Consider the following 25,119-nt stretch of genomic DNA (forward strand, 5'->3'; position numbering starts at 1 on the left):
TGTCACCCTTTCTCATTAACATAAGAGAATAGTAACGTGCTTTTAACTTCAAGAATAGTCTAAATCCTTAAGTTGATGGATGTGTGGTGCTACCCCATCACCATCAAGCTAAGAAAAGCAAATACCCCAAAACGAGAGAATTGACCTCCCGAGGTGAACTGTATAATTTTTTTTGTTAGGGGGCGTTATAAAAAAGAAATACCCTTTCCTATAATCGATGTTGCATGAGCTTAACTTGACGGCAATGTAGATTTAAAATAAAGTTTGATAATTTATAATAAAGATTGATAATTAGTAAAAGAGTTTGATAAAAAGGTCTATTTTGTAGGGAAATTGCTTATGCATAAAATAAAGCTAATTTTTTGTATACAGTAGCTATAAACTCTCTCGAGATTTGGAAAATAGATTCGCGAATCAACCAGGTTTCCAACCTGATGTGGTGATGAGCTGCGAAGCTATTATGAGTGCAGTGACATAATTAGGAGGTTTCCACTATGACAGCTTTATTTAAACCTATGGCGTTCCATCTGAAAACTGAACGACTTGACCTGAGTATGTGGGAGGAATCCGATTCAGCCTGGTTGAGAAAATTAATTGGCGAACGTGGTGTGGACATGCCAACCCTTGACTCCGTTCGTAGCTATCTTATTGAGATGCGCAAGAAAGCGGCTGAAAATGGCATTTCTCTTCTCACTATCCGTAGGCGAGACGAAGGCGATTTCATCGGATACTGTGGCTTGATTATCGGCCGTTCCACCCTTGAAGAGCCTGAGATCGCATACGAGTTGTTCCGCAGTGTTCATGGTAAAGGATATGCGACCGAGGCAGCATCCGTTGTGCTGGACGCTGCGATTGCTACCGGGCGTCACAGACTTTGGTCGACTGTGGGCGCTTGGAATGTTGCGTCCCTTCGAGTTCTGGAAAAAATAGGATTTAATCGACATCACAGTACGTGGGACGAGCGCGGTGAGATTGTTTGGAACGTACACGATTTTTAGAGATCCCGACCTAATTCGAAACTATGGAAAAGGAGAAAAGGTCATTAGTTTAGGGGAGAATCCACATCGCTATCAACCTAATAAAAAAAAATACCCCCTAAAATAAAAACCTAAGCTACCTATTTCTTGAAAAAACAAGTAATCGTGGCCTAGGTTTTTATTATTTATACCCCAATTACTTCTCTCTTAGATTTATTGGAAATCTGGATGACGATACGTTTCTTTCCCTTCCAAAAGAGTAAGTAAAAGTTTTGTTTTATGAATATCTTGTTCTGGAATTTCAAATAAATTTTTATCTAGTACAACAAAGTCTGCTTTCTTTCCAACTTTAATAGATCCGGTTTCTTTTTCTAAAAAGTTTGCATATGCTCCATTTATTGTATAACTCTTAATCATATCCTCTAAGCTTACTTTTTCTTTTGGATTTAGAACATGTTCTGGATTTGTATGTTCTGGATTTGTATCTTGTAAATCTGTACGAGTTATTCCCATTTGAATGCCAGCTAATGGGGAAAAATATTTTCCATGTGTAATTGGGTAATCACTGGCAGACGCCATCGCTATGCCTTCTTTTATAAAGCTTTGCATAGGATATTGTTTATTTGCACGCTCTTCTCCTAACAAATCAACAGCTTGTGAAAAGTATGCTCCATTCTTGAGAAACCATGTTGGTTGCGGTACTCCAATGATTCCCAAGTCTTTAAAACGTTTGAAATCACTTTCTTCAACTAATTGTAAGTGTGTAATCTTATGACGACTATCACGTTTTCCGTTCTGCTGTTGAGCAGATGCAAAGGCATCTAATGTTTCTGTTGTTGCGGCATCCCCTACAGAATGAACGTGAATTTGAAACTTTTCTTGATCTAAAGTCTGAATCAGATGTGCATATGATTTCTTCTCCCACACAGGAACACCATAATAATTTGTTTTATTGTTGTATGGTTCATGCAAAAAGGCTGTCCCTCCTTCAAGCACACCATCCATAAATAATTTAACAGTATTCATTTTCACCAGTGGACCTTGTAACTTTGCACGCTGTTCCTTTAAATACGGAATACGACTTTCACCTTCACTTGGCTGAACAGCTAATGAAAGGTTATGTCGAACAGATAATGCTTGTTCCTTTTCAAGCATTGTTAAAGCCTCAATAACAGTATCCTGTTGCGGGACAACAACATCATTCACTTGTGTGTATCCATTACTTGCCGCCAACTCCTGGAAAACTGCTAAAGCTTCTTTATATTGTTCAGTATTAAACTTTGGTAATTTGTCTAATACAAGATTCGTTGCTGTATCACGAAGCGTACCAGACGGCTCACCCTTTTCATCACGTTCAATTACTCCTCCCTCCGGGTTTGGCGTATCTTTTGTAATCCCTGCTATTTCAAGTGCTTTAGAATTTACCCAAATCGAATGATAATCCTCTGAAATTAAAGCAACAGGAATATCCTTTACAACAGCATCTAAAGATTCTTTTGTTGGGCCTGTTGTTGGAAAAAGAGTATTACTCCAGCCAGCACCATGTATAACGCTTACGCCACTATGTTCTTTTGCATATTTTTCTACCATTTGGATATATTCTTCAATTGTTCTACCACTTATTAAGTTAACAGAATAAAGAGAATTAACTGTTTCCGAAGCATGAAGATGGCTATCGACAAAACCTGGAAGTAACATTTTCCCTTTTAAATCAATAACTTTTGTGTTCTTTCCCTCATATTTCTTCACACCGTGTGTATCACCAACATATATGATTTTTCCCTTCGCAATCGCAACTACTTCTGCCCACGGTTGGTTTGTTTCTACCGTATAGACCTTCCCATTTATAAAAATGGTGTCAGCTATCTCTCTGATGTGTTCCTGTTGTTTATTTACCGGTACAAATCCTGCTAGCATACAAACCACAGTCAGACTAATTAAAAGAACAATCAACTTTCTCAATGTATGAACCCCCAATTCTTTGTTATTTAATTATTTTTATAAACCTCAATATACAAATACTTAAATTATCAATAATTCCTTGAAGTACTCTTTTTATTAAGATTGAGTTGAACAGTCAATAAATTAACATTTAATAATTTACATAACCTGTAATCTAATGATGTAAGTTTTCTTCGAAATATGTTAGTTAAGTGTATTCCTTCATATTCTTGCATTTTTTAAATAATCAATCTATTCATTAAACCAGAAGCAGTCCTTATAAGGACTGTCTTCTGGTTAATTTTTAGTTGATTGACTTCCAAAAATACCATATCAAATTAAAAAGTTAATTTTCCTGAACGGATATCATTAGTCATACCTTCATAAGGATCTTGAGATATAACTTTTTCATTATTGATTCCTTCATTTTTGAAAAAAGTGATATCAGCGAACTCAGGGACAACATATTTAGGATAAGTCTCATATTTTAAACGGGATTCTTCCATTACATTAATAAAGTCATTTTGGTAACAAACTGTAATTTCTGGATGTTCATGTACCCATTTAGGGAAGAAGATGACTCCATGTATCCTTTTGTCATTTGGCATGAAATTTAGGGAAACGTCAGTGCCAGTAGGCTCAGTCCATGAAACTTTATAGACTCCATCAGCGATTTTTACAATATCAGCTTTTTGGTCACGAACCCAGCGACCTCCAACCATCCCACTATGAATACGATAGTCAACAGTATCCTCATTTTTTATATAAAATTCATATTCCCAACCATTTTCATAAGTATAAATGAAATGGCTTCCTAAAAATTGGTTAAGTTCTTTCATAATAGTTCACTCCTTAAAAATTATTCAATATTAAACATGTAATTAATTACATGTTTAATATTACACGGTTTAATATACGCCTGTGGTATAATTATGTCAAGATATTATAAACGGAGGTTATGGTGTGAGCCGTAGAATACTAAAATATGCAATTTTAGGGTTATTAAGTAAAGAAGATATGAGTGGATATGATATTACATCCGAATTTAAAAAAGCGATTGGACAGTTCTGGAGTGCAAAGCATAGCCAAATCTATGTTGAGTTAAAAAAATTATTAGACGAAGATTCGATTTCTCAATATATAGAAATGGCAGGAGTCAAACTTGAGAAAAAAATGTACAGACTTACAACAAAAGGAAAAGAAGAACTTCAGAATTGGTTGCTGGAACTAGATGAAAATGTGGAAACCGAAAAGGATATCTTCGCATTACGGTTATATTTTTTAAAAGATATCCCTACGGAAGAAATTCCAGTGTTATTTAATAACCAATTAAAACTCAGAACCGAAAAATTATTTTTTCTAAAAGAACAGTTCTCTTTTCATTTTGGAGTGGAGAAGAATCCTCTATATTTAGATACTGAAGAATTAGGTCACTACTTTGTTCTGACAAAAGCCATTTCACGCGAAGAAAATTACATTTGTTGGTTAAATAAAAGTTTAGATATTATAAAAAACAAAAAAGCCGATAATCCTTTTAAATAGGATTTATCGGTTAATTCAATTTAACTGATACATTTTCTGGTTCTGGTGCAAAAACTTGGTTTTAGTGCAAAAATTTCAGGACAATTGCAATAAATCTACAAATCTTGGACATACTGATACTACTAATCTAAAGAAGGTGCGTGATTGGTATGGAAAAGGAAAATGTATTCAAATGGAAGCATTATCAGCCTGATATTATTTTGTTAACGGTAAGATGGTACCTACGATACAGCCTTAGTTTTCGTGATTTAGTGGAAATGATGGAGGAACGGGGCTTATCCATTTCCCATACAGCGATTATGCGTTGGGTTCATCAGTACGGTCTGAATTGGACAAACGAATCCGACGTCACCTTAAACAAACAAATGACTCCTGGAGAGTCGATGAAACATATATCAAAGTAAAAGGCCAATGGATGTACCTGTATCGTGCTGTTGATTCGAAAGGAAATACAATTGATTTTTACCTAAGCAAAACAAGAGACCAGAAGGCTGCAAAACGCTTTTTCAAGAAGGCCTTGCAGTCTTTTCATGTTTCAAAACCTCGTGTTATAACAGTCGATAAAAATCCAACTTATCCTATAGAAATTGAACAGTTGAAAAAAGAAAAAAGTATACCTGGTGGTATGCGACTTAGACAACAAAAGTACTTGAATAACATAGTAGAACAAGATCATCGCTTTATAAAGAAGCGAATTCGTTCTATGCTAGGGTTCAAATGTTTTGCCACAGCTACATTCATTCTTTCTGGAGCAGAAGCCATACATATGATTAAAAAGGAACAGGTTGATTTACGGGACCAGTCTGTCCAAAATCAGAAAGAATTCATCCATCAATTGTTTGGACTTACAGCATAAGATACGATTCCGTTAGGAATCTATGCGCTTTATTATCTTTTTGCACCAGAACCAATTATTTGAATTCCGTTTTCATCCACAACGTAAGAACGGGTGTGTGAAAACCTTTATCTGGCATTTTTGATAAATACAGTATACAATACTAAACGTTTAGTTTACCATATAATTATCAGTAAAAATCCCTAAAAAATGGAGGTAAGTACATTGGAAAAGGAAAACATTGTACATAGTAGGGTCTGGTTCATTACTGGAGCTTCAAAAGGATTTGGACGTGCATTAGTTGAGGCAGCACTTGAACAGGGTGATATGGTAGTAGCTACAGCACGTAAACCAGAAATTTTAGCACAATCTTTTCAAGATAATAATCATTTATTAATCCTGCCTTTAGACGTAACGAATTCTTATCAAATCCAAGAATCAGTCGAAAAAGCCATTGGAAAATTTGGGCATATCGATATTTTAGTCAATAATGCCGGGTATGGACTGTTAGGCGCAGTGGAAGAAGCGAAACTGGAGGAAGTAAAACAAGTATTTTCTACTAATGTTTTTGGTTTGCATGCTGTAACACAAGCTGTCTTACCTCATCTTCGATCCCAAAGGTCCGGTCATATTATCAATATCTCTTCAGTTGGTGGATTTTCAGGTTCTATAGGATGGGGAATCTATAACTCCACTAAATTTGCAGTGGAAGGATTATCGGAAGCGTTATCGTTAGAAGTGAAACCTTTAGGTATTCACGTTACCATTGTCGAACCAGGAATGTTTCGTACTGATTTTCTTGCAAGTTCTATGCGTTCTGTTAATACAGTTATTAAAGATTATACAAATACTTCAGGACAAACACGAGAAACGGCTAATAAAAGTAACGGTAATCAGCCTGGTGATCCTAAAAAGGCAGCTTCAGCTATCTTGAAGGTTGTTGCAGCTGATGATCCACCACTAAGACTTGTTTTGGGGCCTGATTCCTTAAAGCGAATAAAAACAAAACTTGAACAAGTCAAAACAGATTTAAATAATTGGCAAACTGTCACATTAAGCACAAATATAGAGGATGAACAAATTGGTTAATTACGAGGTAAAACAGTCAAATTCTGAGCATAAGCGAGGGAGACCCCGCAGCAATAAAGTAAGTGAGCGTATTCTGAAAGCTACTATCGAACTTTTGTTTGAAGAAGGACTTCGGAAAACAACTGTTGATGAGATTTCTGCCCGTGCTGAGGTTAGTAAAGCAACTATTTATAAGTGGTGGCCAAACAAGAATGTAGTTTCAATAGATGCTTTTCTATTGAAAATGGAAGCAGAGGTTAAAATACCTGATACTGGATCTGTACGTGAAGATTTTTTACAGCAGTTACTTTCAGTTATGCGATTTTATAAAAGTCCTATGGGTAAGGTGTTTACTCAACTCATTGCTGAAAGTCAATACGATCCTCATATAGCTACCATATTTTGCGAACGGTTCCTTGTCAATCGACAAAATGCTGTGCAAGTTATGTTGCAGCGGGGATTTGATCGCAACGAGATTCGAAACGATATAGACTCTAAAATTATCATTGATTTAATTTATGGGCCTATGATATATCGACTTCTTACAGGACATGCACCTTTGGACGACAACCTTGCAAAATCGATTGTTGATGTGGTGATAAAAGGGATAAGAGTATAATCTTTATATCTGATTTTTAGGTTACAAGTATATTTACAAGAAAAAAGATTAATCGATATTAGAAATTTCATTTATAACTTCTGATAACGATCATTATGGTGCGACAAGAAGTCGCATTCTCACAGTGTAGCTTCCGCTACTAGACTAGATGCAAAGGCTATCTCCATCCGAAACTGCGGGATTGGGGTCACCATATCAAAAAAAGAAAATTGTACGTTATCAAGACCTATACGTTAAAAATCCTCAAAAAATAAGAGGTAAGCACATATTAGTCATGTCTAATATGTGCTTACCTCTTATTTCTCTTTAAACTAAAGTTCCGCATTAGCTTAAATACTTCAATGTGTTTCTAATGGTATTTTTCCAATGTCGGAAACATCCACATGTTCATATTTAATCACTTTAAAGCCAGGAATTTCTAAAGTGATTGTATCAAAACCATATGGTGGATTATGTGCACCCTCAAAAGTTACAATTTGAACGGTTATTTTGTATTTATCATTAAATTCATCTCGAACAATATCAATAATTCTTTTTGAATCAAAAAGCCTTGATTCACCATAATACGTTTTTGTTGCTTGAAGTATCTCTATTCCGATTGCCCTCAGAAATGCCTGTTCGAGTATAACTTCACTACCGACCGTAGGAAGTTTCTTTTTCTCAGTTTTAATGACTTTCCAGGCATTATCTTCTTTTTTTAGCGTATATAACAGGTTTAATCCATCTAACTTGACTGCATGTATATAAGCGATGTTTTCTTTAACATAAATCCTTGGTTCCCTAATCCATGTCCATATATCACCCTGTAAGACAGATAAGGCTGCCTTACCTAAAGGTGAAATTTGTCCTTTATCATTATAGAAAGGAAATTCTCTAAAGAAATATATATCTTTAACCCCTTTTAAATCAACATCGAAATAATACTTATTAATAAATTCTTGGTTGGGTGTTTCTTGTTTTGCGGAAACATTAGAAGTAGTGATAAAAAATAAGATGCTGAAAATAATGCATAATTTTTTCTTCAATAAGTTCACCTACCTTTTCTCAGTAGGTATTTTCCCCAACAAAACCAAGTACAAACACTATAATTTAGGTTCTGGTGCAAATATGATTTATTAGAAACATAGAACCTCAATATCCTTTTCATCCATGAATTATGATGCTAATCCAAACAATTTATGGATGAACTCAACTTCATTTTGGGCAGACTTCACCCCTTGGTGAACTTGTCCCTTTTTCATCATATGCATGGCTTCGATACCACTTATCATCCAAGAGGCTGTGTGAAAGGATTTCAATCCTAACATTGAACGAACTCGCTTTTTAATAAAACGATGATCTTGTTCCACTATGTTATTGAGATATTTGACTTGCCTTATTTGGATGCCTACAGGCATCTTTTTTTCGTTCTTTAACTCTTCAATCGCCATAGGATAGGATGGGTTTTTGTCTACTGTGATAACACGGGGATTGGAAACATGAAAAGACCGCAAAGCTTTCTTGAAAAATTGCTTTGCGCTCTATGATCTCTTGTTTTACTTAGATAAAAATCAATGGTATTTCCTTCTGAATCAACGGCACGATACAGATACATCCATTGACCTTTTACTTTTACATATGTCTCTTCCACTCTCCAAGAATCATTAATTGGCTTAAGATGACGCCGAACTCGCTTATCTAATTCAGGTCCATATTGATGAACCCAGCGCATGATTGTTGTATGAGAAATGGAAAGTCCTCGTTCTTCCATCATTTCAACCAAATCACGAAAACTGAGATTGTACCGTAGGTACCATCTTACCGTTAATAAGATAACATCAGGCTGATAATGTTTCCACTTGAATACATGTTCCTTTGCCATACCGATCACACCTTTTCTAGAGTAATAGTATCAGTATGTCCAAGTTTTAGAGATGAATTCTTTTCAAATTAAAATTTTGCACCAGAACCCTCACGAGCCGTTAAGAGCTCATTCCATATGTATGACAAAAACGTTCCACCTCCCAGCGTTTGAATTTATTTATTCCATTCATAAAGAACTATACAACATCACTTTTTTAAGGCGCTATAACTTTTTATCTTTCATTTTCTTTTTTACGCTGTTGTTGCTGTTGCTGCTGTCTTTGTTGTTCTTGTCTATTTACTTCCACTTCTTTTTCTTTTCCTAAACTTCCATAAAGTAAATTTCGCTCTTTTGTCATCAATGACAACTTATAATGTAATTCAGATTCATCAGTAATACCGTAATTCTTTTTGAGATAGTTCATATCACGTTTTGCAACATCATACTCTTTAAATTCATGATAATGCTCTTGCTTAAATGCTTTTTTATCTTCAGCTTTTTTATAAGCCACGATTAAAGGATGACTCTTTTTATACCTTTGGAAACAACCCTTCATTTTCTGGAATCTAAAAATTTCATTATCAATACCTAAAAGTTGCTTTTCAAAGCTGTCAATTAACGCTTCCTTATTTGCTTCAATTTCATCAAGTTCCGTAAGTGAAACATTTAGTTTATATAGCTTAGAGCTTAATTCATTTAAGTAATTAATATTTTGTTTAGTAGCCCACCTTTGAAGTTCCTTATTATTTTTAAATTTCTCTTGTGATTTATCTATCCATTGTCTGTTAATTATACTTGTTTTAATTGGTGAATAACCTTTGTTTTCTATTCTAAACTTAATAGAGGATTCAAGGTAATTAAATCCAATTGTTTTAGTACGCATAAACTTTCCTGACTTCGGATTCATAAACGATAGATATTTTCCTTGTTTATGCTCATATCCTTCTTTTCGCATTAAGCCTAAAAATTCATCAAACGAATTTGATTTTGATATGTTTTTATCAATTGTTTCTTCTAAATTTCCTTTGAAGGATTTCTTCTTTGATCTAGCTACATATTCGTTAAAAGCTAAATATTTTTTCCTTCCCTTTCTTCCTTCTTCGATTATCGACAAACCATACTTTTCAGAGATTTTATCATTTTCTTCACGTAATCTATCCAAAGTATTTACACGCTTTGAATCAAACATTTTTAGTTTATTAAAATCAATATCATTGAAAATAATATGATTGTGTAAATTATCCGTATCTGTATGTGTAATGACTGTATATTGATGATTGTCTTTTAGATAATTATCAGCAAATTCTATTCCATACTGATGAACTTGTTCTGGCGTTAAATTATCGTCACTATCAAACGATTGAATTATCATTCTTGCACTCATGTTTTTATTACTGTTATTTTTTTCGTTGTAATCAACTAAAACACTTTTAAAATCTCTATCTATCGTTTCAATATTACATTCATAAGATGTGACTAATTCCTCGTTTGTTTTATGAGGTTGCATACTGTAATTAATGACATCTTTTAAATTATTAACTTTTTGTATTTTTACAATAGACATTGTAATCAATCCCTACCTAATAAATTTCATATTCATCTAATATATCTTTCAGTTCAAACCAATCATCATCTTCAAAAACATTATCGAGTTTGGATAACTTAAACTTCAGTTTCTGCGCAAAAATAAAAATGCTATCGGCCAATTTTATTAATTGATTATCATCTAACTTATATAGCGTATCTCCATATAAATATTGCCAAACATATTCTGTTACTTCCTTATCCTGTTCTGGCGAGTTATCTATACATTCTATGATATAAACAAAATCCTCTTTTATCTTTTCGTACACTTCTTCTAATACTAATTTTTTTGGTATCTGTATTTGATTTTCAGTTAACGATTGTATTAATTTTTCCTTTTGTTTTTTACTCAAGCTATCGCTATTAAACTTGGTTTTCAAATCAATTAATCGGTCATATTCGGTATTGATTAAATTTACAATTTTTTTCTGATTAACTCTAAGAAAATCAATATCGCTATCAGTGTAAATTCCGTCTGTATTGATCCTTCTGATTAAGCTATTTATATTCTTACCAATATAATTTATTTCTTTAGTTAAATCCCTATAAGCTTTCATATCAACTTCAAGTTTAAAATGTGTTTTTGCTGAATCAATAACAAACGCTGAAGTTGACTTATATCCCAATTCTACAGCTTTATTTTTTATCATTTCTTTATCTTTTTCATCTAAAGTTATTTGTAAATATGTTTTATGAATAAACCCCATAATTTCACCACCAATTTTTTAAATTAATCGAGCGCAGCGACAACAAATAAATAAGTGATTTTGTAAAAAATCGCTTATTTATATTTGTAAAGGTCGTAGGAATCTCCTACCAAGTCAAAAACAACGTTTTTGGGGATTACCATGGTAATCCCGTAGCTTGCCCTCTACTAAAATCTCAATATTTTATCCTTAAAATTATACCATTTATACCCATTATATGGTGTAATATGTTAAATAATTTACAGGGGAGTTGGTATCTGAATGGCGAATGTAGATGAACATACACAGGTTGCACTCGAAGTCATAGCACAAACCTTTAAATTATCGGAACAAGCTTTATTACGGATTTTAGAAGCATTGACAAAGTTACTTGAAAATAAAGAACAAGATCCAAAAGATTATATCCTTGATGGAAACACAAAAGATGGTAAACAAAAAATCAATGAGCTTATTAAAGAACATAGTAACACTGGTGGTGTTATTGCTTTAGATGAAAACTTAACTAAGGAACAATTAAAGGATTATCAAAAGGAATTAAAAAAATTAGGTGTAGATTTTTCTGTTGTGAGAAATGGTAAAGAGGATTATTCTTTCTTCTTTTCCGCAGCACAAGCAAATGTAATCAAAAAAACATTAAAAAATGTGGTTGAAAGAAAAATCGCAGTATTAGAGGCAGCACGCACATTTTAACATTTTTATACGCTAAGGGATTCTCAAAACTCATTGTTACTAATTCTATTTGAGATTTTGATTTAGAGATAAGTTTTGAGATAGATTTAAAGCTATTTTTACGACATTTTTAGGTGAATTTTGTTTCTCTTAAATACCTCCGTTTTTGAGACTTATAACAAAAGGAACATGAAAAATTTTTATTTTGAGTCCAAATATTCCATAAAACCCCTCATATAATTTAAGTACAAAATTTCACAAATTGAAAATTATATATGTGTTTTGAGTTTGTATAGAAAGTCAAAAGCGAACTTTTCCTTTTCTTTGTATTTCTCAATATTTTCGGGTAAGTAACAATGATGTTTATTAAGTATATTTGTTTCCAGATATTCAATCGTTTCTAGTAAGGATTGTCCCCTAAGTGATCCAGTGATTAAAGATTTAACAATTAAAAATGTCTCTCCACCCTCAAGTAAATGTGCATCGTGGAGAATTTTAGCTTCTAGGCTTTCTGGTTTTCCATCCTTTTGAGAACCGTCTGCTACTTCTAGAATTCGTTTTATTTTTTCTCCGCTAAACCCAATACCCTTAAGAAATTTTTCAATACTTATTCTTATCTCTTCTTCATATATTACTCCGTGAAAATATGCGCCATATTTAAGTAAATCCTCATCTACTTTATTTTCAATAAATGTATTGGCTTTCCTCCCACATTATAGATCCGCTTTCTTTAATTAAACTGTTCTTTAGTTGAATAAACAAAAAGCCGGCAATAGCATACCAATTTTCGTTAAACGTGTTATTCAAACAATGAGTCCCTTTAATGTTATAACATGACTATGGTTTTAAACCACTTAATTTTAAATTGAAGATCTTTATTTTAACTTATTAACTATCATTTTAAGATAACTTTTATATTACTTATAAGCGGGGTAGCATCAGGATTTTGCGGATTTACAACGTTAAGGTAAAAATCCTTGTCTCAATATAATCTATTGAGACTTAATTGATTTCACGTCAAATAAAGCTTTTTAGTGTCTCGTATGACTTGTCTCAAAAGTCTTATCGTCGTTAAATCTTTCGTTTTTAACTCAGCAAACAGCTTAACGTTGTAAATCCGCATTTTCGGGACGCTACCCCATGTAGTAAAATCCCCCCCCTAAATCAAAAAAAATTTCAAGATCAGGCAGGTAATTTTTTAAATTATTTCCGTTCGCTTAATTCGCTTTATAAACCAATCGGAAAATATTCTTGTAATCGTTTCCGTTCTGATAGTTGATGCCATTTTTTTCGTTCCTCTTCTCTCCAATCTCCTCGTCCTTTTTCAATAATTTCTTTAACTTGTTCCCGCATTGCAGAGGAATCATCTATATCTAACCAAGAAATATTCCTACAATTCCAGCTCCTTTCGTTATGCCAGATATGCTCTTTTTGCAACTTAAATATTGGAGCTAATTCAAGAGCATTTAAGTTCGCAAGTGGTGCATGATATTCAGTAAATAATAGATATTTAACAACTGGGAAGTGTTTGTGCTTTGGACCGACTCCGTTAATCAATCTATATTGTTGTTCTTTTAAAGATACATAGTATTCGTTATTTGATGTATTTTCTATTTTCCCTAAAAAAACATTTTCTGTAATCTTAATAGGTTCGTTCCCTATAGAAAAGCTGTCTTCAAATATATGAAAATGACAATCACCATGCATATGAGCTCTAATAGCATCAATATTAGAGCTGTGAATTAAATCAATTAGTATATTACCTTTTCCTTTGCCTTCTTTAATTGTTCGAAATACAAAAATGTGTTTATTAATAAAATTATTCCCGTAATCAATCCCCACAAAATCATATCTATAGTCTACCTTCAAGTCTAATGGTATGTTATATCTCAGTCCTTTTGTTAAATCGTACATTTTTTCTCCATGTACAAAATTATTTTTTACATGGAGTATACTCCATAGTTTAATCTTAAAATAGGATGGATAAGCTACTTTTCCGGAGATGGGCAAAAACATCATAATTTCACATACCATATATAAGTGAGAACACCTAATCCAAAAATAAGTTATAATCTCGGAAAAGTAACCACCTAAGAAGATATAATAGAAATATGTATTGGCAGAATGGACAAAGCTCCAAACTAACCTGTATTTAGTGTGATTAAGTCATTGGTTTGCTCTTGTGTCAACTCATATAAACGCTCTGCTGCACTTGGAATAAACGACTGTATAAATTCAAGGTATAGTTCTTTCTGCTCTTTATTTCGACCAATAGCATGGTTAAAAAGCAACGCTAAAGTAGACAGCCCTGTTTGTCGTTGGCTGCCTTTGCCGATTACATGGATATAGATTTGTTGGGATTTCTTTAATACACTGTTTAACGTGCTTCTCGGGATTTGTAGAGCCTCACACAATTCCTTTTGAGTAACATATACAAATCCTTTTTCTGTGTTTTTCTGCGTGTTTAAGAAACCAATGATATCTTGTTCCCACTCATGCCAATGGCTACGCACACGATCTTTACGTGCTTTTTTATGCTTATACCAATATTGAGATGGCACTGGACCTGAAAATGTCGCTCCCCCATCTGACCAGATTTCTAAAATTTGATTAATGTACTCTTTGTTTGCTCCTTTGTATTTACCTGAGAAGGCACTACGAATAGCCTTTTGAATACTCGCGTTTTTCAAATGGCTGTTTAAGTTTGTATTAAATTGATCTAGTAAGTCGTATGTATCCTCTTCAGACATTCCCGAACTATAGCATGCTAAAGCAAGCGTAAATACGGCGTTGTCACGCCCGATTAGACCTTTCTGACCATGAATATGTGTACATACTAGTACCTTTTGCACCCATCCTTCAGTGATTTGAGTTGTATGCATTGGCTTGTTCGAAAGAACTGTAAATAAGTTTCTACGATGGCCGATATCTTGATCTTTAGACCATTCAATTAAATGAGCTAGATTACACGTACTTTCTGCATCCATCCATACAACATTCTCCTCGTTTGGCATACGGAAAAATCCGAAATCATTGCATGTCAAATCAACACCAGGTAATAAATCACTTAAAGCTTTCCTGATGTTCTCGCTTATTCTCTTTGCGCTACGTAATCCACGGAAATCATTCTTATTTGAAATGAACAATGGGTTATCTAGCACGAAATAAGCCTGGTATCCCTTCACACTTTCCAAGATAACTGTAGGCATGCCTAATTGCTTGTCCATTGCTGCAAGTACGATTTCTCCAGGAGTAATGTCCTTTGTATCGATATCTACAGTGAAACAGTTGATTTGTTTTAAATTACGTTCTTCATGACCTTTAATGATTCTTCTGCTTCTGTCCAAATATGTACCTACTCTGAATACATTCGGTGTCCAATGCGTAGCTTGTCCGATATGATCCAGAACTGCTTCTTGAGAAGTTAATACAACTCCTTTAGCTCCATAGGGATGCATTAAATCTTCTTTTGTACGCGTAATGAATACAAATCGGTCATTCATCGTACTAGTATCCTGTGAGTCTAACATGGCGATGCTAGCTCTAGAATTCTTGTATTTATATTTGCGTAATCCACTATGTAAAATCGATTCAATTGCTTGCTGCGCTTTATCCATGTTAGATCTCCTTTCTACTAGATTTTTGACAATAAAAAAAGGTGAGCAGTTATTACACTGCTCACCTTGAAAATTCCCTGAAAAGTATATAAAAACAGAATTTCTCCATATTTAAACGTAATTTTTCCGTACTTAAATAAGGATATCTATCTTTACAATCCATCACTAATTAACTATACTAAATACAGATATTTTTATATCTCTAATAACATAGTTAACTAGAACGGACGGAGAATTTACAGACTGATGGTGCAGTGTGTAAATGGAATACAAGTTGTTGTCAGCAACTTGTATTCACCGGGGAGTAAAGTTATTGTCAGTAACTCTACTTTTTCTGTCAGATTGAGATCTACCAAATCTCTATTAGACAGCCGTTCTTTTTTATTTGTTTTTGTAAATTATTTATCGAATATGCTCTAAAGAGCTCTTTATGTACAATATCAAATTAAATCTTTTTTTGTTGAAAAACTTGTTGTTTCTTACGTTACAGCAAGTTTTTTTGTTTGTAAATACAGAAATGACAATTTAAAACTACGCAAAAGTAGAAATGTAGAACTACGCAAAAGTAGAAATGTATACTTTTCTACCTGTAATTGAAAGTTGGTATACCTTCTCTAACTTACGCATAGGTAGAAATGTATACTTTTGTTCACGTATTTACAAACTTAATCTCCTGAAAAATTGTAATTAACCCTTAAATACCAGTGTATAAAGAAAAAACTTTAAAACTACGCATAGGTAGAAATGTATACTTTTCTATCTGTAAAAACATCCATTCTATAAACTACGTTTAAGTAGAAAAGTAGAAAAGTATACTAAAAAACCTTACGCTTAAGTATACTTTTCTACTCTTTCGATAAATCCGTTTAAAAAACTTAAACTTTTCTACGGTATACTGTTGCGAATATTGAATGTAGATGTTACATTTTACTCAAAGGTATACTTATTCGGAGTTTTATGGAGGAATGTCGAAAATGACTAGACAAGCAACTACATACGTAATCGGTAACTTTAAAGGTGGAGTTGGAAAAACAAAAACAGCTACAATGTTGGCTTATGAAGTTGCTACAGTATTTAATGAAAAATGTCTTTTAGTGGATATGGATCCTCAGGGGAACGCTACAAGAGTCCTTGCTAAAACAGGTGACATTGAAGAAATTGATAAGTCTATTACGGATGCATTTCTAAATCAAAATTTAGAGAATGAGATTATTCCAGTAATTGAGAATTTGGACATTGTTCCATCTAATACTTCATTTAGAAAACTATCAAAAATCCTCTTTGATATGTTCCCAGAGGATGAACTTGCACAAATTACATATTTAAAAAAATTACTAGAACCATTAAAAGATAAATATGATCGTATTTACATTGATGTACCACCAACAATCAGTGACTACTCAGATAACGCTATGATAGCAGCCGATTATTGTATCATCGTTCTACAAACACAAGAATTATCTTTAGAAGGCGCTCAAACATATATCGCTTATATGCAGTTCTTAGCAGAAACATATGATGCAGACCTACAAGTTTTAGGTATTATTCCAATGATGTTACATCAAGGAAAACGAGTGGATAATAAAGTATTACAACAAGCTCAGGAAATGTATGGCGGAAATGTTCTAGATACAATTGTGAGATATCAAGAGCGTCTAAAAGTGTACGATATTGAAGGAATTCATAAAAATGTTAACGTTAGTGGCAATATTGATATGTGGGATGAAAAAGCTCATCAACTATTCATCGATGTTCTTAGCGAACTTAATGAACATGAAAACTATTTTGCTACTATTAATGCTTAAGGAGGAGGCTCATAATGTCTAAAGCACCATTTCAACCTATAGTCACAAAACCCGGAAATACTTTAAATGACAAAGGTGTACAGATAAAAGGAACAAACGATTTCGGCCGTAATAATGAGCCTGTTAAGAAAAAGGTTATGACTCCTATCATTAATAAAGGGAAAATACCTGTTCCTGAGAAACAAGATCAGCGTTTAGTTCCATCTAAAACAGCTAAAATTTCACCTGCTGTTTTGCTAAAGCTAAATACTCTTAAACCATTTATAAAAGAACAAGAAAGCATGGATAAGGCATCAATTAACAGTATCATTGACATGCTTCTTGAAAGCTATGTAAATACTAAGCTAACAACGCGACAATCTGAAGGTTATAAAGGGATGTACAAACACCTTTACGAAATGTTGGAAAAGAAATAACAAGCAATATAGTTTTAAATAGGAGTGGTGCCTGTGAAAAATAAGAATAATTCATTTGTAGTAACAGTTACGCCTATTACTGACAGTTCGGATTTAAATACGAACACAGAAAAGAAAATGTAAACACCAGAGAAAAAGAAATTTAAAAATCAACAGGATAGCATTAAAACTTCTAGTCAATCCAAAGAAGAACTTGAAACGCTAATGAAAATTACCAACACGAAATTTGCTCACGAAATAATTGATTTACTTATAAATCATTATGTAGAAAATGAATTGACTACTGAGCAGAAAATGAAATTCAAATTACTGACCGAAATAAAAAAAGAAGTATCCCTGTTTCTAATTGGGGATACTTCTTTTTTTATTATATATCCTTCATCAAAGTAGAAAAGTAGAAATGTATACTTTTCTACTTTTACGTAGTTTATATAAAGTCCTCACCAAAACTTCCACCACGGCCTTTTCTTCTCTTTTGCAGCAGCGACTTCTTCACGATATTCCTGCATTAATTTCTTCGCCTCTTGTATCTCACGTAATGTTTTCATAAGCGTCTCATCTCGTGCTTCCAATCGTTTTTCCACTCGTTCATTATGTTGATCTATACTCGCTTTAATTTCCTCGTTGCTTTGCTTTGCCTGCTCACTTAACCGTTCTTCCATCGCTAATATACTTTGATTCATTTCCTGCGCCATAACGCTGTATTGTTGCTGTAGCTGTTCTTGAATGTGAAATGGAATTAAGTTCGTGTCCTCAGGTTCTTCTTTAATCAAATCCGGATTAACTTTTTCTATTTGTTGTGCAATCATCTTTGCTGCCTTTTCCAACGTCATACCGTCATGCTTACTAATCTCAATTAATCTCTCAATAACCAGGATGTCACCATCTGTGTATTCACGTCTGCCACGCTTATCTTTCTTTACTGTAAATCCCTCTCGTTGCAACACTTCCATATACTTTCTGAGCGTACTATCGGATATTCCTAGCCTTTTGTATACTTCACTAGCAGAATAAACAATCTCGTCCGTCATAGCGTCACAACACCTCCTAGAAAAAATATTCCCTAACGATTTTTAAATTCCTGCAAAGAAAAAAGCCCCACTAATGTAGGGATTAAATCGCCTTTGCTATTTCAACCAATAATCTCATAAACAACGGTATCATTTGTACTACGATATATCCAATCCCAGCACGGGAGATTAACGAGAAACCTCGTTCTTGGCTACCAACCATAATAAATAATCCACCGCATAGCGCTACAACGGATGCGATTGGATAAGATACTGCTTTAATTAGAAAGATAACTGGCTCAAATGCATTTACGATCCTGTTGTACAGTTGGCCATCTATATAATTTTTAAAGTTGCCATCGTTTGATTGCACATCCTTGAATACTTCATTTACATTTGGCGCATCTGCTTCTGCTCCTGATGCGAATACATGTGGAATATCTATAATGTTGCTGAATATAATAGCACTACCGATTGCACTACCGATTGCAATACCAACTCGCACCGCCACAGGTGCATATTTTTTTGTTTTCTTTTTGAACAAGCTCCACTTTTTCTTCGCTCCATAGTTACCATCCATAAAATCCTTGATGCTCATTGTCTCAGTTGCCATATAGACCATCTCCTTAATTTTAATGGAAATCAGTAACCGTAAATATGTTGCAATCCAATCCCTCGCAAAGCTTCTGTATTTGCTTTCTTCGGTATTCTGTTGTTGTGTACCAAATAAATTTAGGCGCCTTCTCAAACACATTACATTCCATTAACTTTCTGTACTTCTGCATTTTTAAACGGTTTGCGCTCATCTTTTGCTCATGATCTACCTCTACAATGTGATAACGGCCATTATCCGTGAATAGTGCATCCGTAATTATGGAAACGATACCTTTAACATTCATTTTGACTTCCTGCTTCCACGTTTTCGGGCATTCGTAAGCGATATAGATGTCATTCCTCATAATGTAGTGACGAAATTGGTTAGAACGTTTTAGTACCTTATTACTTCCAATACGCTCACGACCTTCTTTATTGAGATAATACACCTTTTCTGAATCTCTAAAGCTAGATACATATTCTTCAAGATCCTTCATTACACGAGAAGCATTTCTATCACCGCCAAGATCATGAAGTACCTGGATTTGTTTCCTACTTAAGAACCCCAACTTCTTCAAGCTCAAGAGTATGGACTCGGTTCTTGCTTCCTTTATAGCTAACTTTTGCATCTTCATGCTCCTTTCTCGCTCTAATGTTGATATGTGGCATTATGATGTTGTCAATCTTTTTGTTATCGATATAAACAGTCTGTAAAACCTTCTTCTCGTTCGTTTGGTATATAGCTCTTCCTTTTATGTTGGGAAGACTCTCTGCGCCGCCCTCATCGAGTACAGCGCGGCTCCCTGCTTCTGTTTGTAATCTGAAGCAAATACGAGCACCAATGTTCTGCCGTAACTGCGATGGTAAAGCTTCGTTAGTAGGATATTGAGTCGCATATACTAAGCGGAATCCAGCTGCCCTGCCGCGACGACCTATATCTACAATGATGTCTTTGCACTCCTGATATGGCGTCATGTCGGCTGCCTCATCTACGATTACAAAGTACCTTGTTGGATCCCCGGCTTCTTTTATATCTTCGTATCCTTTTTCTAGTAAGTATTCGTTTCTATCATTCAGTTTAGTTTGCAATTCCCTTAGAGTCTCAAGGGCTTCCCCAGGATTCTTCGCAATTGATTCGACTTGATTTAGGAATCGGTACCGGTTAAAAGATAGACCACCCTTCAAATCTATAAGGAATAGCTTTATATTTTCCGATTGGTTACGTACCAGGGCCGTAATAATGAGCTTTAATACATTTGATTTACCCATATCCGTCATACCAGCCGAGATCATGTGTGATAGCTGATCAAAGTCGTGTTTTACCAATCCATCCCTCGTATAACCAATAGGTACTTCCCATCCCCTACATTGCTTCATCATGTCTTCTTCAAACTTCACAAAATCAGGAATACCTTTCTCGTAAACTCTTATTTTTAGCAAACCATCGTAAGACAGCTCTATTTCCTTTCTAACGAGTTTTTTCTTGTTTACGATATTTTGTATTTGTTTTAAAATGTTTTTCCGCAGACGAAGAGATTTGAAGTCCGATAGCTTGAAATCGTAAACTTTGCTCTTGTGATTCAATCCGTCTTCTAAATGCTGCATTTTTTGTTCAAAATCAGAAAAACTAAGACCAAGAGGGATCCTATACGCATACTCAACTCCCCAATCATTTCTCGTCTTGCGAAGCAGCTGTATAGTTCTGGTATCTTTTCCTTCCTTCACTTTTAAACCGCAATTAGCGCAAATCCTTTGTATCTTGGAGGCATCGTTTGTTGCTCCTTTTTGATGCATTTTTGATAGAAAAATTACTCCGCCAACTGCAGCTGAACTTACTAGCTCAAATATCACAAACTCACACCATCCTTCTTTTGGTATTCTGCAAGAATAGTCCCTGAAGATTAGAAGAGATAAAAATAGCCATGAATCGTTGAAAATAGAAATCTTCCAATGTCTAAAGCATTATTCTGTTAGCGAATTTTATTCGGAATATATGAAACGAAGTATGAAGTGGCTGATTAAGTAGAGGTGAGATTCGTAATTTGTTTGGTATGGTAAAAGGTATTTTAGACTGTTTGGCCATTATGTCATTTTTTTTCGTGCGTTTATAAAAATGACGAAAAGGGCAAGCTATGTCTGAGGTGGTTAAAGTGTTTGGACTAGGAAAAAAACGTAGTAAATTCGGTAGTTGGTTAGACAAACAAGGAATAACACAAGGTGATTTGGAGAAGGCAGCTAAGCTTAGTAGGGGAACAATTTCTAAAGTATGTAATGATAAAACATACATACCTAAGTTTTCTACAATCACTCAAATTACAAAAGGACTGAAAAAACTAGGAAAAAATATAAATGAAAATGACTTTTGGATGTAGCTTGGTTCAAACGAGAGAAGCTTCTTATGTAATTATAAATATAAAACGGTTCTGGTGCGAAAACTTCAAGATAATTGCAAGTAATCTCTAAATCTTGGACATACTGATACTATTACTCTAAAAAAGGTGCGTGATCAGTATGGAAAAGCGAAATTTATTCAAGTGGAAGCATTATCATCATGATATTATTTTGCAAACAGTAAGATGGTACCTACGGTACAACTTGAGCTTTCGTGATTTGGTGGAAATGATGGCGGAACGGGGCTTATCCGTTGCTCATACAACGATTATGCGTTGGGTTCATCAGTATGGTCCTGAATTAGACAAAAGAATCCGTCGTCATCTCAAGCAAACCAATGACTCTTGGAGAGTCGATGAAACATATATCAAAGTAAAAAATCAATGGATGTACCTGTATCGTGCTGTCGATTCGAAAGGAAATACCATCGATTTTTACCTAAGCAAAGCAAGAAACCACAAGGCTGCAAAGCGTTTCTTCAAGAAAGCTTTGCAGTCTTTTCATATTTCTGAGCCTCGTGTCGTGACAGTCGATAAGTATCCAGCTTATCCTATAGCAGTTGAAGAATTGAGAAAAGAAAAAAAGATGCCATTAGGCATCCAACTAAGGCAAGTGAAATATCTCAATAACATAGTGGAACAAGATCATCGGTTTATTAAAAAGCGAGTTCGTTCGGTGTTAGGATTGAAATCCTTTCGCACAGCTATATCCATTATTTCTGGAATAGAAGCTATGCATATGGTAAAAAAGGGCAACTTGTTTTACTGGACAAGTCTGTCCAAAATCAAGTGAAGTTCATCCATCAACTATTTGGAATTGCTGCTTAAGACTAGATTCCACTAGGAAACTTTTCGCCTCTTTATATCTTTCCTAAGTATTTGCACCAGAACCATTCAACTTATATCCATACTAGATCTTCTGGGGAAAGCTTTTTAACAATTAAGCCCCTTCTTCCCTTATTTATAATTTTCAAATTAAACCGTCCTCTATAGTATACTGAAGGTGTGGTGTTTTCTGATGGGGTATGCCGTAAAATCAAAAGGGATTTAACCTCTTCTATCTTCTTTTCAGAATAACTTTCACCATTAGGGAATTCTATTATTCCTAATCTAATCTTTATTTCGCTTGCATCAAACAGCCACTCTTTATGAAGTTCCCTTATCTTTTGTATAAAGTGTCCTTGGGTTTTTCCTATATAGAGAAATGTTTCTTTTCCAGCACATACTCTAAAGATTGCAAATATTCCTTTCTTAAAAGCTTCTTCTCTATTATAAAAATCATTAAAACTATACGATCCATACCATTTAATATGTACTGTTTCGATTAATTCCACCTCATTTTTCGGCAACTATATTACTTCAAAATATTTTATTTGTTCAAAATTCATAGTCCTATTTACTTGCATTAGAAGTTGCGCATTTTTATAATACATTTTAATATTAAGAAATTCAATAATGAATATGTACATATCTTCAAGCATGTAAAGATTTATAGCCTGCACTAAGTCGTCAGAACTGTACAGAACGAAATCATCTATATGGGGTCACCATACATGCCCATCAACCTAATATTTTGAAGTACCCCAAAACAAAAATTTTATCTCACCACAGTTATCTATAAGAATTCAGTTCATTTTTTTGTTTTAGGGAACAATTAATTTCCAATACATGTCTTAATGCGAAAATGTGATATTTCGTGACCTTACCCTCCATATACAAAATTATATATAAAAATATATCCATATAATTGTAAGCGTTTACTATAATGAAAGCATAAAGATTCATCACATCTTAATACAAAAAAAGAGGAGGAAATAATATGACAATCGCAATGGCAGTTTTATCATTCTTAGGTGGAATCATCCCATTAGTAGGAGAGCTTTTAAAAGCAGTAATGTAAGTTCATTAGTCAGCAATTGCAATTATATGTAAAAAAATATCATACAAATGATCTGTATATCAAGAATGAATTGATGTGCAGATCATTTGTGTGAGCAAAGTCCCTTTAGCATTATGAAGGGACTTTTTTAAATTTCTACATACTTGAGGTTCTGTCACATCAACATCAAGTTAAAGCACTTTTAAAACATTAAAAAGTGCTTTTTATTTATTATAAATACGAAAGTAAACTTTTAAATATTTGTTTACATTCGTTTTCCCGTAAATATTGACTTTATCCCCATTCCCCTGATATCATCAAAATTAGCAAGAAAAGTATACATTCAAAACACTATAAATAAAGAGGTACAGAAACCCATGGATAAAAAACCACATCTCATTGATGTCCAACCCATCCGAAGTAAAGAACAAATTGAAGATATGAAATGGGCTCTTAAACGTCACTGCTCAGAAAGAGACTACATCTTATTCATGATCGGGATCAATACAGGTCTACGAGTAAGTGATCTACTTCAATTAGAAACTCATATGATTTTAAAATTAAAACGAAAACGTAGAAAAGAATTAAAAATAAAAGAGGGAAAAACCAAAAAAGAACGGATTGTTAATCTTACTTCTATTTTTGCCGAAGTATATCAATACGCCCAAACAATAGAAAATACCTGGTTATTCCCTTCTCGTAAAGGAGAGCAACCCATTAGTAAAATCCAGGCCTATCGACAATTACAAAAAGCCGGAGATTTTGCTGGTGTAGAATCCATTGGTACCCACACCATGCGCAAAACCTTCGGCTATTGGTTCTATAAACAAACAAAAGATGTAGCCATGTTGCAAGAAATACTTAATCACAGTACACCACAGATTACACTTAAATACATTGGCATCAATAAAGAGGAAAAAGATAATGTACTTGATACATTTTATATCTAAATAAAGAAAAGAATCCCTTTAAATTATCTAAAAGGATTCTTTTCCTCTATATTTATGTAATTAATATTAAACACTAACTTGTCAAAACAGAAATTGCACTTTATCTATAGTATCAGCCACACTTTCCATCCAACCCATTATCATTACAAAGGAAAGCACTTACAATATAAATGATTTCCTCTTAGGGGTACCGTCAGGAAAATGCGGATTTACAACGTTAAGCTCATATCTCTGACAAGAAAGAAGCTCCTTTTTTTATTGTCAGACAAATGTTAAAGTTAAGATAAAAAGTGTAAAGGTTGGTAAAAAATGAGAATTTCACTAGGGTATCTTCTACTAATCATTAATTTCATTTTGTTAATGCCATTATTGAATCGTATTATTTTTGAAAGAATCAGCCCTTGGGACAGTATTTCTTTTTTCTGCCCACTTATTTCAGTGTTAGTTATAACTTTTCTTTTAGGAAAGAACAAAATCAGAAACATTCATTGGAGAATTAACCTCATAGGACATATCATCATCGGTTTAACCCCAATTTTTTATTTCTTGTATATCTTTATGTTGCTCGGCTGATCAAACTTTCCCAAACAATCCAGAAATGCAAAACTTCTTTAAGGGGTACCGTCAGAAAATGCGGATCTACAACGTTAAGCTCATTTTTCTGACGGTACCC

General features: G+C 34.0%; 21 protein-coding genes and 4 pseudogenes. 12 read left to right on the forward strand and 13 right to left on the reverse strand.

What is annotated here, in order from left to right; genetic code table 11:
* Positions 1-494: 494 nt before the first annotated feature.
* On the forward strand, positions 495-998 hold the full coding sequence (locus tag ACM6HU_RS20255; RefSeq protein ID WP_077295644.1) for a GNAT family N-acetyltransferase: 504 nt from the start codon (positions 495-497) through the stop codon (positions 996-998).
* A 192-nt stretch (positions 999-1,190) separates the two neighbouring features.
* On the opposite strand, the gene ACM6HU_RS20260 is transcribed toward ACM6HU_RS20255, so the two are convergent.
* Both ACM6HU_RS20260 and ACM6HU_RS20265 read right to left on the reverse strand, forming a co-directional pair.
* Positions 1,191-2,894, reverse strand: coding sequence for an amidohydrolase (locus tag ACM6HU_RS20260; RefSeq protein ID WP_170927975.1), 1,704 nt, complete (start codon positions 2,892-2,894; stop codon positions 1,191-1,193).
* A 362-nt stretch (positions 2,895-3,256) separates the two neighbouring features.
* Positions 3,257-3,757: a phenolic acid decarboxylase gene (locus tag ACM6HU_RS20265; RefSeq protein ID WP_016131671.1), complete on the reverse strand. Its 501-nt coding sequence runs from the start codon at positions 3,755-3,757 to the stop codon at positions 3,257-3,259.
* Positions 3,758-3,881: 124 nt separating this feature from the next.
* Between ACM6HU_RS20265 and ACM6HU_RS20270 the strand changes: the two genes are divergently transcribed.
* The 4 genes and pseudogenes from ACM6HU_RS20270 (at position 3,882) to ACM6HU_RS20285 (ending at position 6,982) form a co-directional block, all read left to right on the forward strand.
* The gene (locus ACM6HU_RS20270; protein WP_016131672.1) at positions 3,882-4,460 is read left to right on the forward strand and encodes a PadR family transcriptional regulator; all 579 of its coding nucleotides are present in this window, start codon (positions 3,882-3,884) and stop codon (positions 4,458-4,460) included.
* Between the two features lie 149 nt (positions 4,461-4,609).
* Positions 4,610-5,316 (forward strand): annotated as a pseudogene (locus ACM6HU_RS20275) (IS6 family transposase).
* 204 nt (positions 5,317-5,520) lie between these two features.
* Positions 5,521-6,384, forward strand: coding sequence for an oxidoreductase (locus tag ACM6HU_RS20280; RefSeq protein ID WP_016131675.1), 864 nt, complete (start codon positions 5,521-5,523; stop codon positions 6,382-6,384).
* A complete protein-coding gene (locus ACM6HU_RS20285) occupies positions 6,368-6,982 on the forward strand; it encodes a TetR/AcrR family transcriptional regulator (RefSeq protein WP_044880848.1) in 615 nt (204 codons plus the stop codon). Before ACM6HU_RS20280 ends, ACM6HU_RS20285 begins: the two co-directional genes overlap by 17 nt.
* A 338-nt stretch (positions 6,983-7,320) precedes the next feature.
* On the opposite strand, the gene ACM6HU_RS20290 is transcribed toward ACM6HU_RS20285, so the two are convergent.
* The 4 genes and pseudogenes from ACM6HU_RS20290 to ACM6HU_RS20305 all read right to left on the reverse strand — a co-directional run bounded on the left by ACM6HU_RS20290 (position 7,321) and on the right by ACM6HU_RS20305 (position 11,116).
* Complete coding sequence (locus ACM6HU_RS20290) at positions 7,321-8,016, reverse strand: DUF3888 domain-containing protein (protein ID WP_016131677.1); 696 nt, start codon at positions 8,014-8,016, stop codon at positions 7,321-7,323.
* A 252-nt stretch (positions 8,017-8,268) separates the two neighbouring features.
* A pseudogene (locus ACM6HU_RS20295) lies at positions 8,269-8,843 on the reverse strand (IS6 family transposase); the annotation flags it as partial.
* 214 nt (positions 8,844-9,057) lie between these two features.
* Positions 9,058-10,389 carry a relaxase/mobilization nuclease domain-containing protein gene (locus ACM6HU_RS20300; protein ID WP_016131615.1) on the reverse strand — a complete coding sequence of 444 codons (1,332 nt, stop codon included), beginning with the start codon at positions 10,387-10,389 and terminating at the stop codon, positions 9,058-9,060.
* Positions 10,390-10,405: 16 nt separating this feature from the next.
* Positions 10,406-11,116 (reverse strand): hypothetical protein, encoded by a 711-nt coding sequence (locus ACM6HU_RS20305; protein WP_016131616.1) that lies wholly within the window; start codon positions 11,114-11,116, stop codon positions 10,406-10,408.
* Between the two features lie 261 nt (positions 11,117-11,377).
* On the opposite strand from ACM6HU_RS20305, the gene ACM6HU_RS20310 reads away from it, so the two are divergent.
* Positions 11,378-11,806 (forward strand): DUF3801 domain-containing protein, encoded by a 429-nt coding sequence (locus ACM6HU_RS20310; protein ID WP_016131617.1) that lies wholly within the window; start codon positions 11,378-11,380, stop codon positions 11,804-11,806.
* Positions 11,807-13,012: 1,206 nt separating this feature from the next.
* Here ACM6HU_RS20310 and ACM6HU_RS20315 read toward each other — a convergent pair.
* Positions 13,013-13,699, reverse strand: a complete 687-nt coding sequence (locus ACM6HU_RS20315) for a hypothetical protein (protein WP_414848406.1) — start codon at positions 13,697-13,699, stop codon at positions 13,013-13,015.
* A 227-nt stretch (positions 13,700-13,926) separates the two neighbouring features.
* Positions 13,927-15,402: a primase C-terminal domain-containing protein gene (locus ACM6HU_RS20320; RefSeq protein WP_016131620.1), complete on the reverse strand. Its 1,476-nt coding sequence runs from the start codon at positions 15,400-15,402 to the stop codon at positions 13,927-13,929.
* 974 nt (positions 15,403-16,376) lie between these two features.
* On the opposite strand from ACM6HU_RS20320, the gene ACM6HU_RS20325 reads away from it, so the two are divergent.
* The 3 genes and pseudogenes from ACM6HU_RS20325 to ACM6HU_RS20335 form a co-directional block, all read left to right on the forward strand.
* Positions 16,377-17,207 carry a ParA family protein gene (locus tag ACM6HU_RS20325; protein ID WP_016131621.1) on the forward strand — a complete coding sequence of 277 codons (831 nt, stop codon included), beginning with the start codon at positions 16,377-16,379 and terminating at the stop codon, positions 17,205-17,207.
* Between the two features lie 14 nt (positions 17,208-17,221).
* Positions 17,222-17,623, forward strand: a complete 402-nt coding sequence (locus tag ACM6HU_RS20330; protein ID WP_016131622.1) for a hypothetical protein — start codon at positions 17,222-17,224, stop codon at positions 17,621-17,623.
* Positions 17,624-17,698: 75 nt separating this feature from the next.
* Positions 17,699-17,944, forward strand: a pseudogene (locus tag ACM6HU_RS20335) (hypothetical protein); the annotation flags it as partial.
* Between the two features lie 119 nt (positions 17,945-18,063).
* Here ACM6HU_RS20335 and ACM6HU_RS20340 read toward each other — a convergent pair.
* The 4 genes from ACM6HU_RS20340 to ACM6HU_RS20355 all read right to left on the reverse strand — a co-directional run bounded on the left by ACM6HU_RS20340 (position 18,064) and on the right by ACM6HU_RS20355 (position 21,078).
* A complete protein-coding gene (locus ACM6HU_RS20340) occupies positions 18,064-18,654 on the reverse strand; it encodes a DUF3967 domain-containing protein (protein ID WP_016131623.1) in 591 nt (196 codons plus the stop codon).
* A gap of 82 nt (positions 18,655-18,736) precedes the next feature.
* The gene (locus ACM6HU_RS20345) at positions 18,737-19,246 is read right to left on the reverse strand and encodes a hypothetical protein (protein WP_414848405.1); all 510 of its coding nucleotides are present in this window, start codon (positions 19,244-19,246) and stop codon (positions 18,737-18,739) included.
* Between the two features lie 19 nt (positions 19,247-19,265).
* A complete protein-coding gene (locus ACM6HU_RS20350; protein ID WP_016131625.1) occupies positions 19,266-19,811 on the reverse strand; it encodes a replication-relaxation family protein in 546 nt (181 codons plus the stop codon).
* A complete protein-coding gene (locus ACM6HU_RS20355; protein WP_016131626.1) occupies positions 19,780-21,078 on the reverse strand; it encodes an FtsK/SpoIIIE domain-containing protein in 1,299 nt (432 codons plus the stop codon). The genes ACM6HU_RS20350 and ACM6HU_RS20355 overlap by 32 nt, the downstream gene beginning before the upstream one ends.
* A 281-nt stretch (positions 21,079-21,359) precedes the next feature.
* On the opposite strand from ACM6HU_RS20355, the gene ACM6HU_RS20360 reads away from it, so the two are divergent.
* Together ACM6HU_RS20360 and ACM6HU_RS20365 are read left to right on the forward strand one after the other, a co-directional pair.
* Positions 21,360-21,599: a helix-turn-helix domain-containing protein gene (locus ACM6HU_RS20360; protein ID WP_016131627.1), complete on the forward strand. Its 240-nt coding sequence runs from the start codon at positions 21,360-21,362 to the stop codon at positions 21,597-21,599.
* 139 nt (positions 21,600-21,738) lie between these two features.
* Positions 21,739-22,445: pseudogene (locus ACM6HU_RS20365) on the forward strand (IS6 family transposase).
* A 71-nt stretch (positions 22,446-22,516) separates the two neighbouring features.
* On the opposite strand, the gene ACM6HU_RS20370 reads toward ACM6HU_RS20365, so the two are convergent.
* Positions 22,517-22,951 (reverse strand): hypothetical protein, encoded by a 435-nt coding sequence (locus ACM6HU_RS20370; protein WP_016131629.1) that lies wholly within the window; start codon positions 22,949-22,951, stop codon positions 22,517-22,519.
* Between the two features lie 922 nt (positions 22,952-23,873).
* Here ACM6HU_RS20370 and ACM6HU_RS20375 point away from each other — a divergent pair.
* A complete protein-coding gene (locus ACM6HU_RS20375; RefSeq protein WP_088094727.1) occupies positions 23,874-24,446 on the forward strand; it encodes a tyrosine-type recombinase/integrase in 573 nt (190 codons plus the stop codon).
* Positions 24,447-25,119 lie beyond the last annotated feature (673 nt).

Source organism: Bacillus sp. IT-79MI2 (assembly GCF_949768135.1).
In the GTDB taxonomy this organism is placed as follows: Bacteria; Bacillota; Bacilli; order Bacillales; family Bacillaceae_G; genus Bacillus_A; species Bacillus_A pseudomycoides.

Excerpts from the sequence above, each read along its gene's own strand:
- ACM6HU_RS20255 (WP_077295644.1), top strand. The coding sequence starts at position 495 with ATGACAGCTTTATTTAAACCTATGGCGTTCCATCTGAAAACTGAACGA.
- ACM6HU_RS20260 (WP_170927975.1), bottom strand. The coding sequence starts at position 2,894 with ATGCTAGCAGGATTTGTACCGGTAAATAAACAACAGGAACACATCAGA.
- ACM6HU_RS20265 (WP_016131671.1), bottom strand. The coding sequence starts at position 3,757 with ATGAAAGAACTTAACCAATTTTTAGGAAGCCATTTCATTTATACTTAT.
- ACM6HU_RS20285 (WP_044880848.1), top strand. The coding sequence starts at position 6,368 with ATGAACAAATTGGTTAATTACGAGGTAAAACAGTCAAATTCTGAGCAT.
- ACM6HU_RS20300 (WP_016131615.1), bottom strand. The coding sequence starts at position 10,389 with ATGTCTATTGTAAAAATACAAAAAGTTAATAATTTAAAAGATGTCATT.
- ACM6HU_RS20305 (WP_016131616.1), bottom strand. The coding sequence starts at position 11,116 with ATGGGGTTTATTCATAAAACATATTTACAAATAACTTTAGATGAAAAA.
- ACM6HU_RS20310 (WP_016131617.1), top strand. The coding sequence starts at position 11,378 with ATGGCGAATGTAGATGAACATACACAGGTTGCACTCGAAGTCATAGCA.
- ACM6HU_RS20315 (WP_414848406.1), bottom strand. The coding sequence starts at position 13,699 with ATGTACGATTTAACAAAAGGACTGAGATATAACATACCATTAGACTTG.
- ACM6HU_RS20320 (WP_016131620.1), bottom strand. The coding sequence starts at position 15,402 with ATGGATAAAGCGCAGCAAGCAATTGAATCGATTTTACATAGTGGATTA.
- ACM6HU_RS20325 (WP_016131621.1), top strand. The coding sequence starts at position 16,377 with ATGACTAGACAAGCAACTACATACGTAATCGGTAACTTTAAAGGTGGA.
- ACM6HU_RS20330 (WP_016131622.1), top strand. The coding sequence starts at position 17,222 with ATGTCTAAAGCACCATTTCAACCTATAGTCACAAAACCCGGAAATACT.
- ACM6HU_RS20340 (WP_016131623.1), bottom strand. The coding sequence starts at position 18,654 with ATGACGGACGAGATTGTTTATTCTGCTAGTGAAGTATACAAAAGGCTA.
- ACM6HU_RS20345 (WP_414848405.1), bottom strand. The coding sequence starts at position 19,246 with ATGGCAACTGAGACAATGAGCATCAAGGATTTTATGGATGGTAACTAT.
- ACM6HU_RS20360 (WP_016131627.1), top strand. The coding sequence starts at position 21,360 with ATGTCTGAGGTGGTTAAAGTGTTTGGACTAGGAAAAAAACGTAGTAAA.
- ACM6HU_RS20375 (WP_088094727.1), top strand. The coding sequence starts at position 23,874 with ATGGATAAAAAACCACATCTCATTGATGTCCAACCCATCCGAAGTAAA.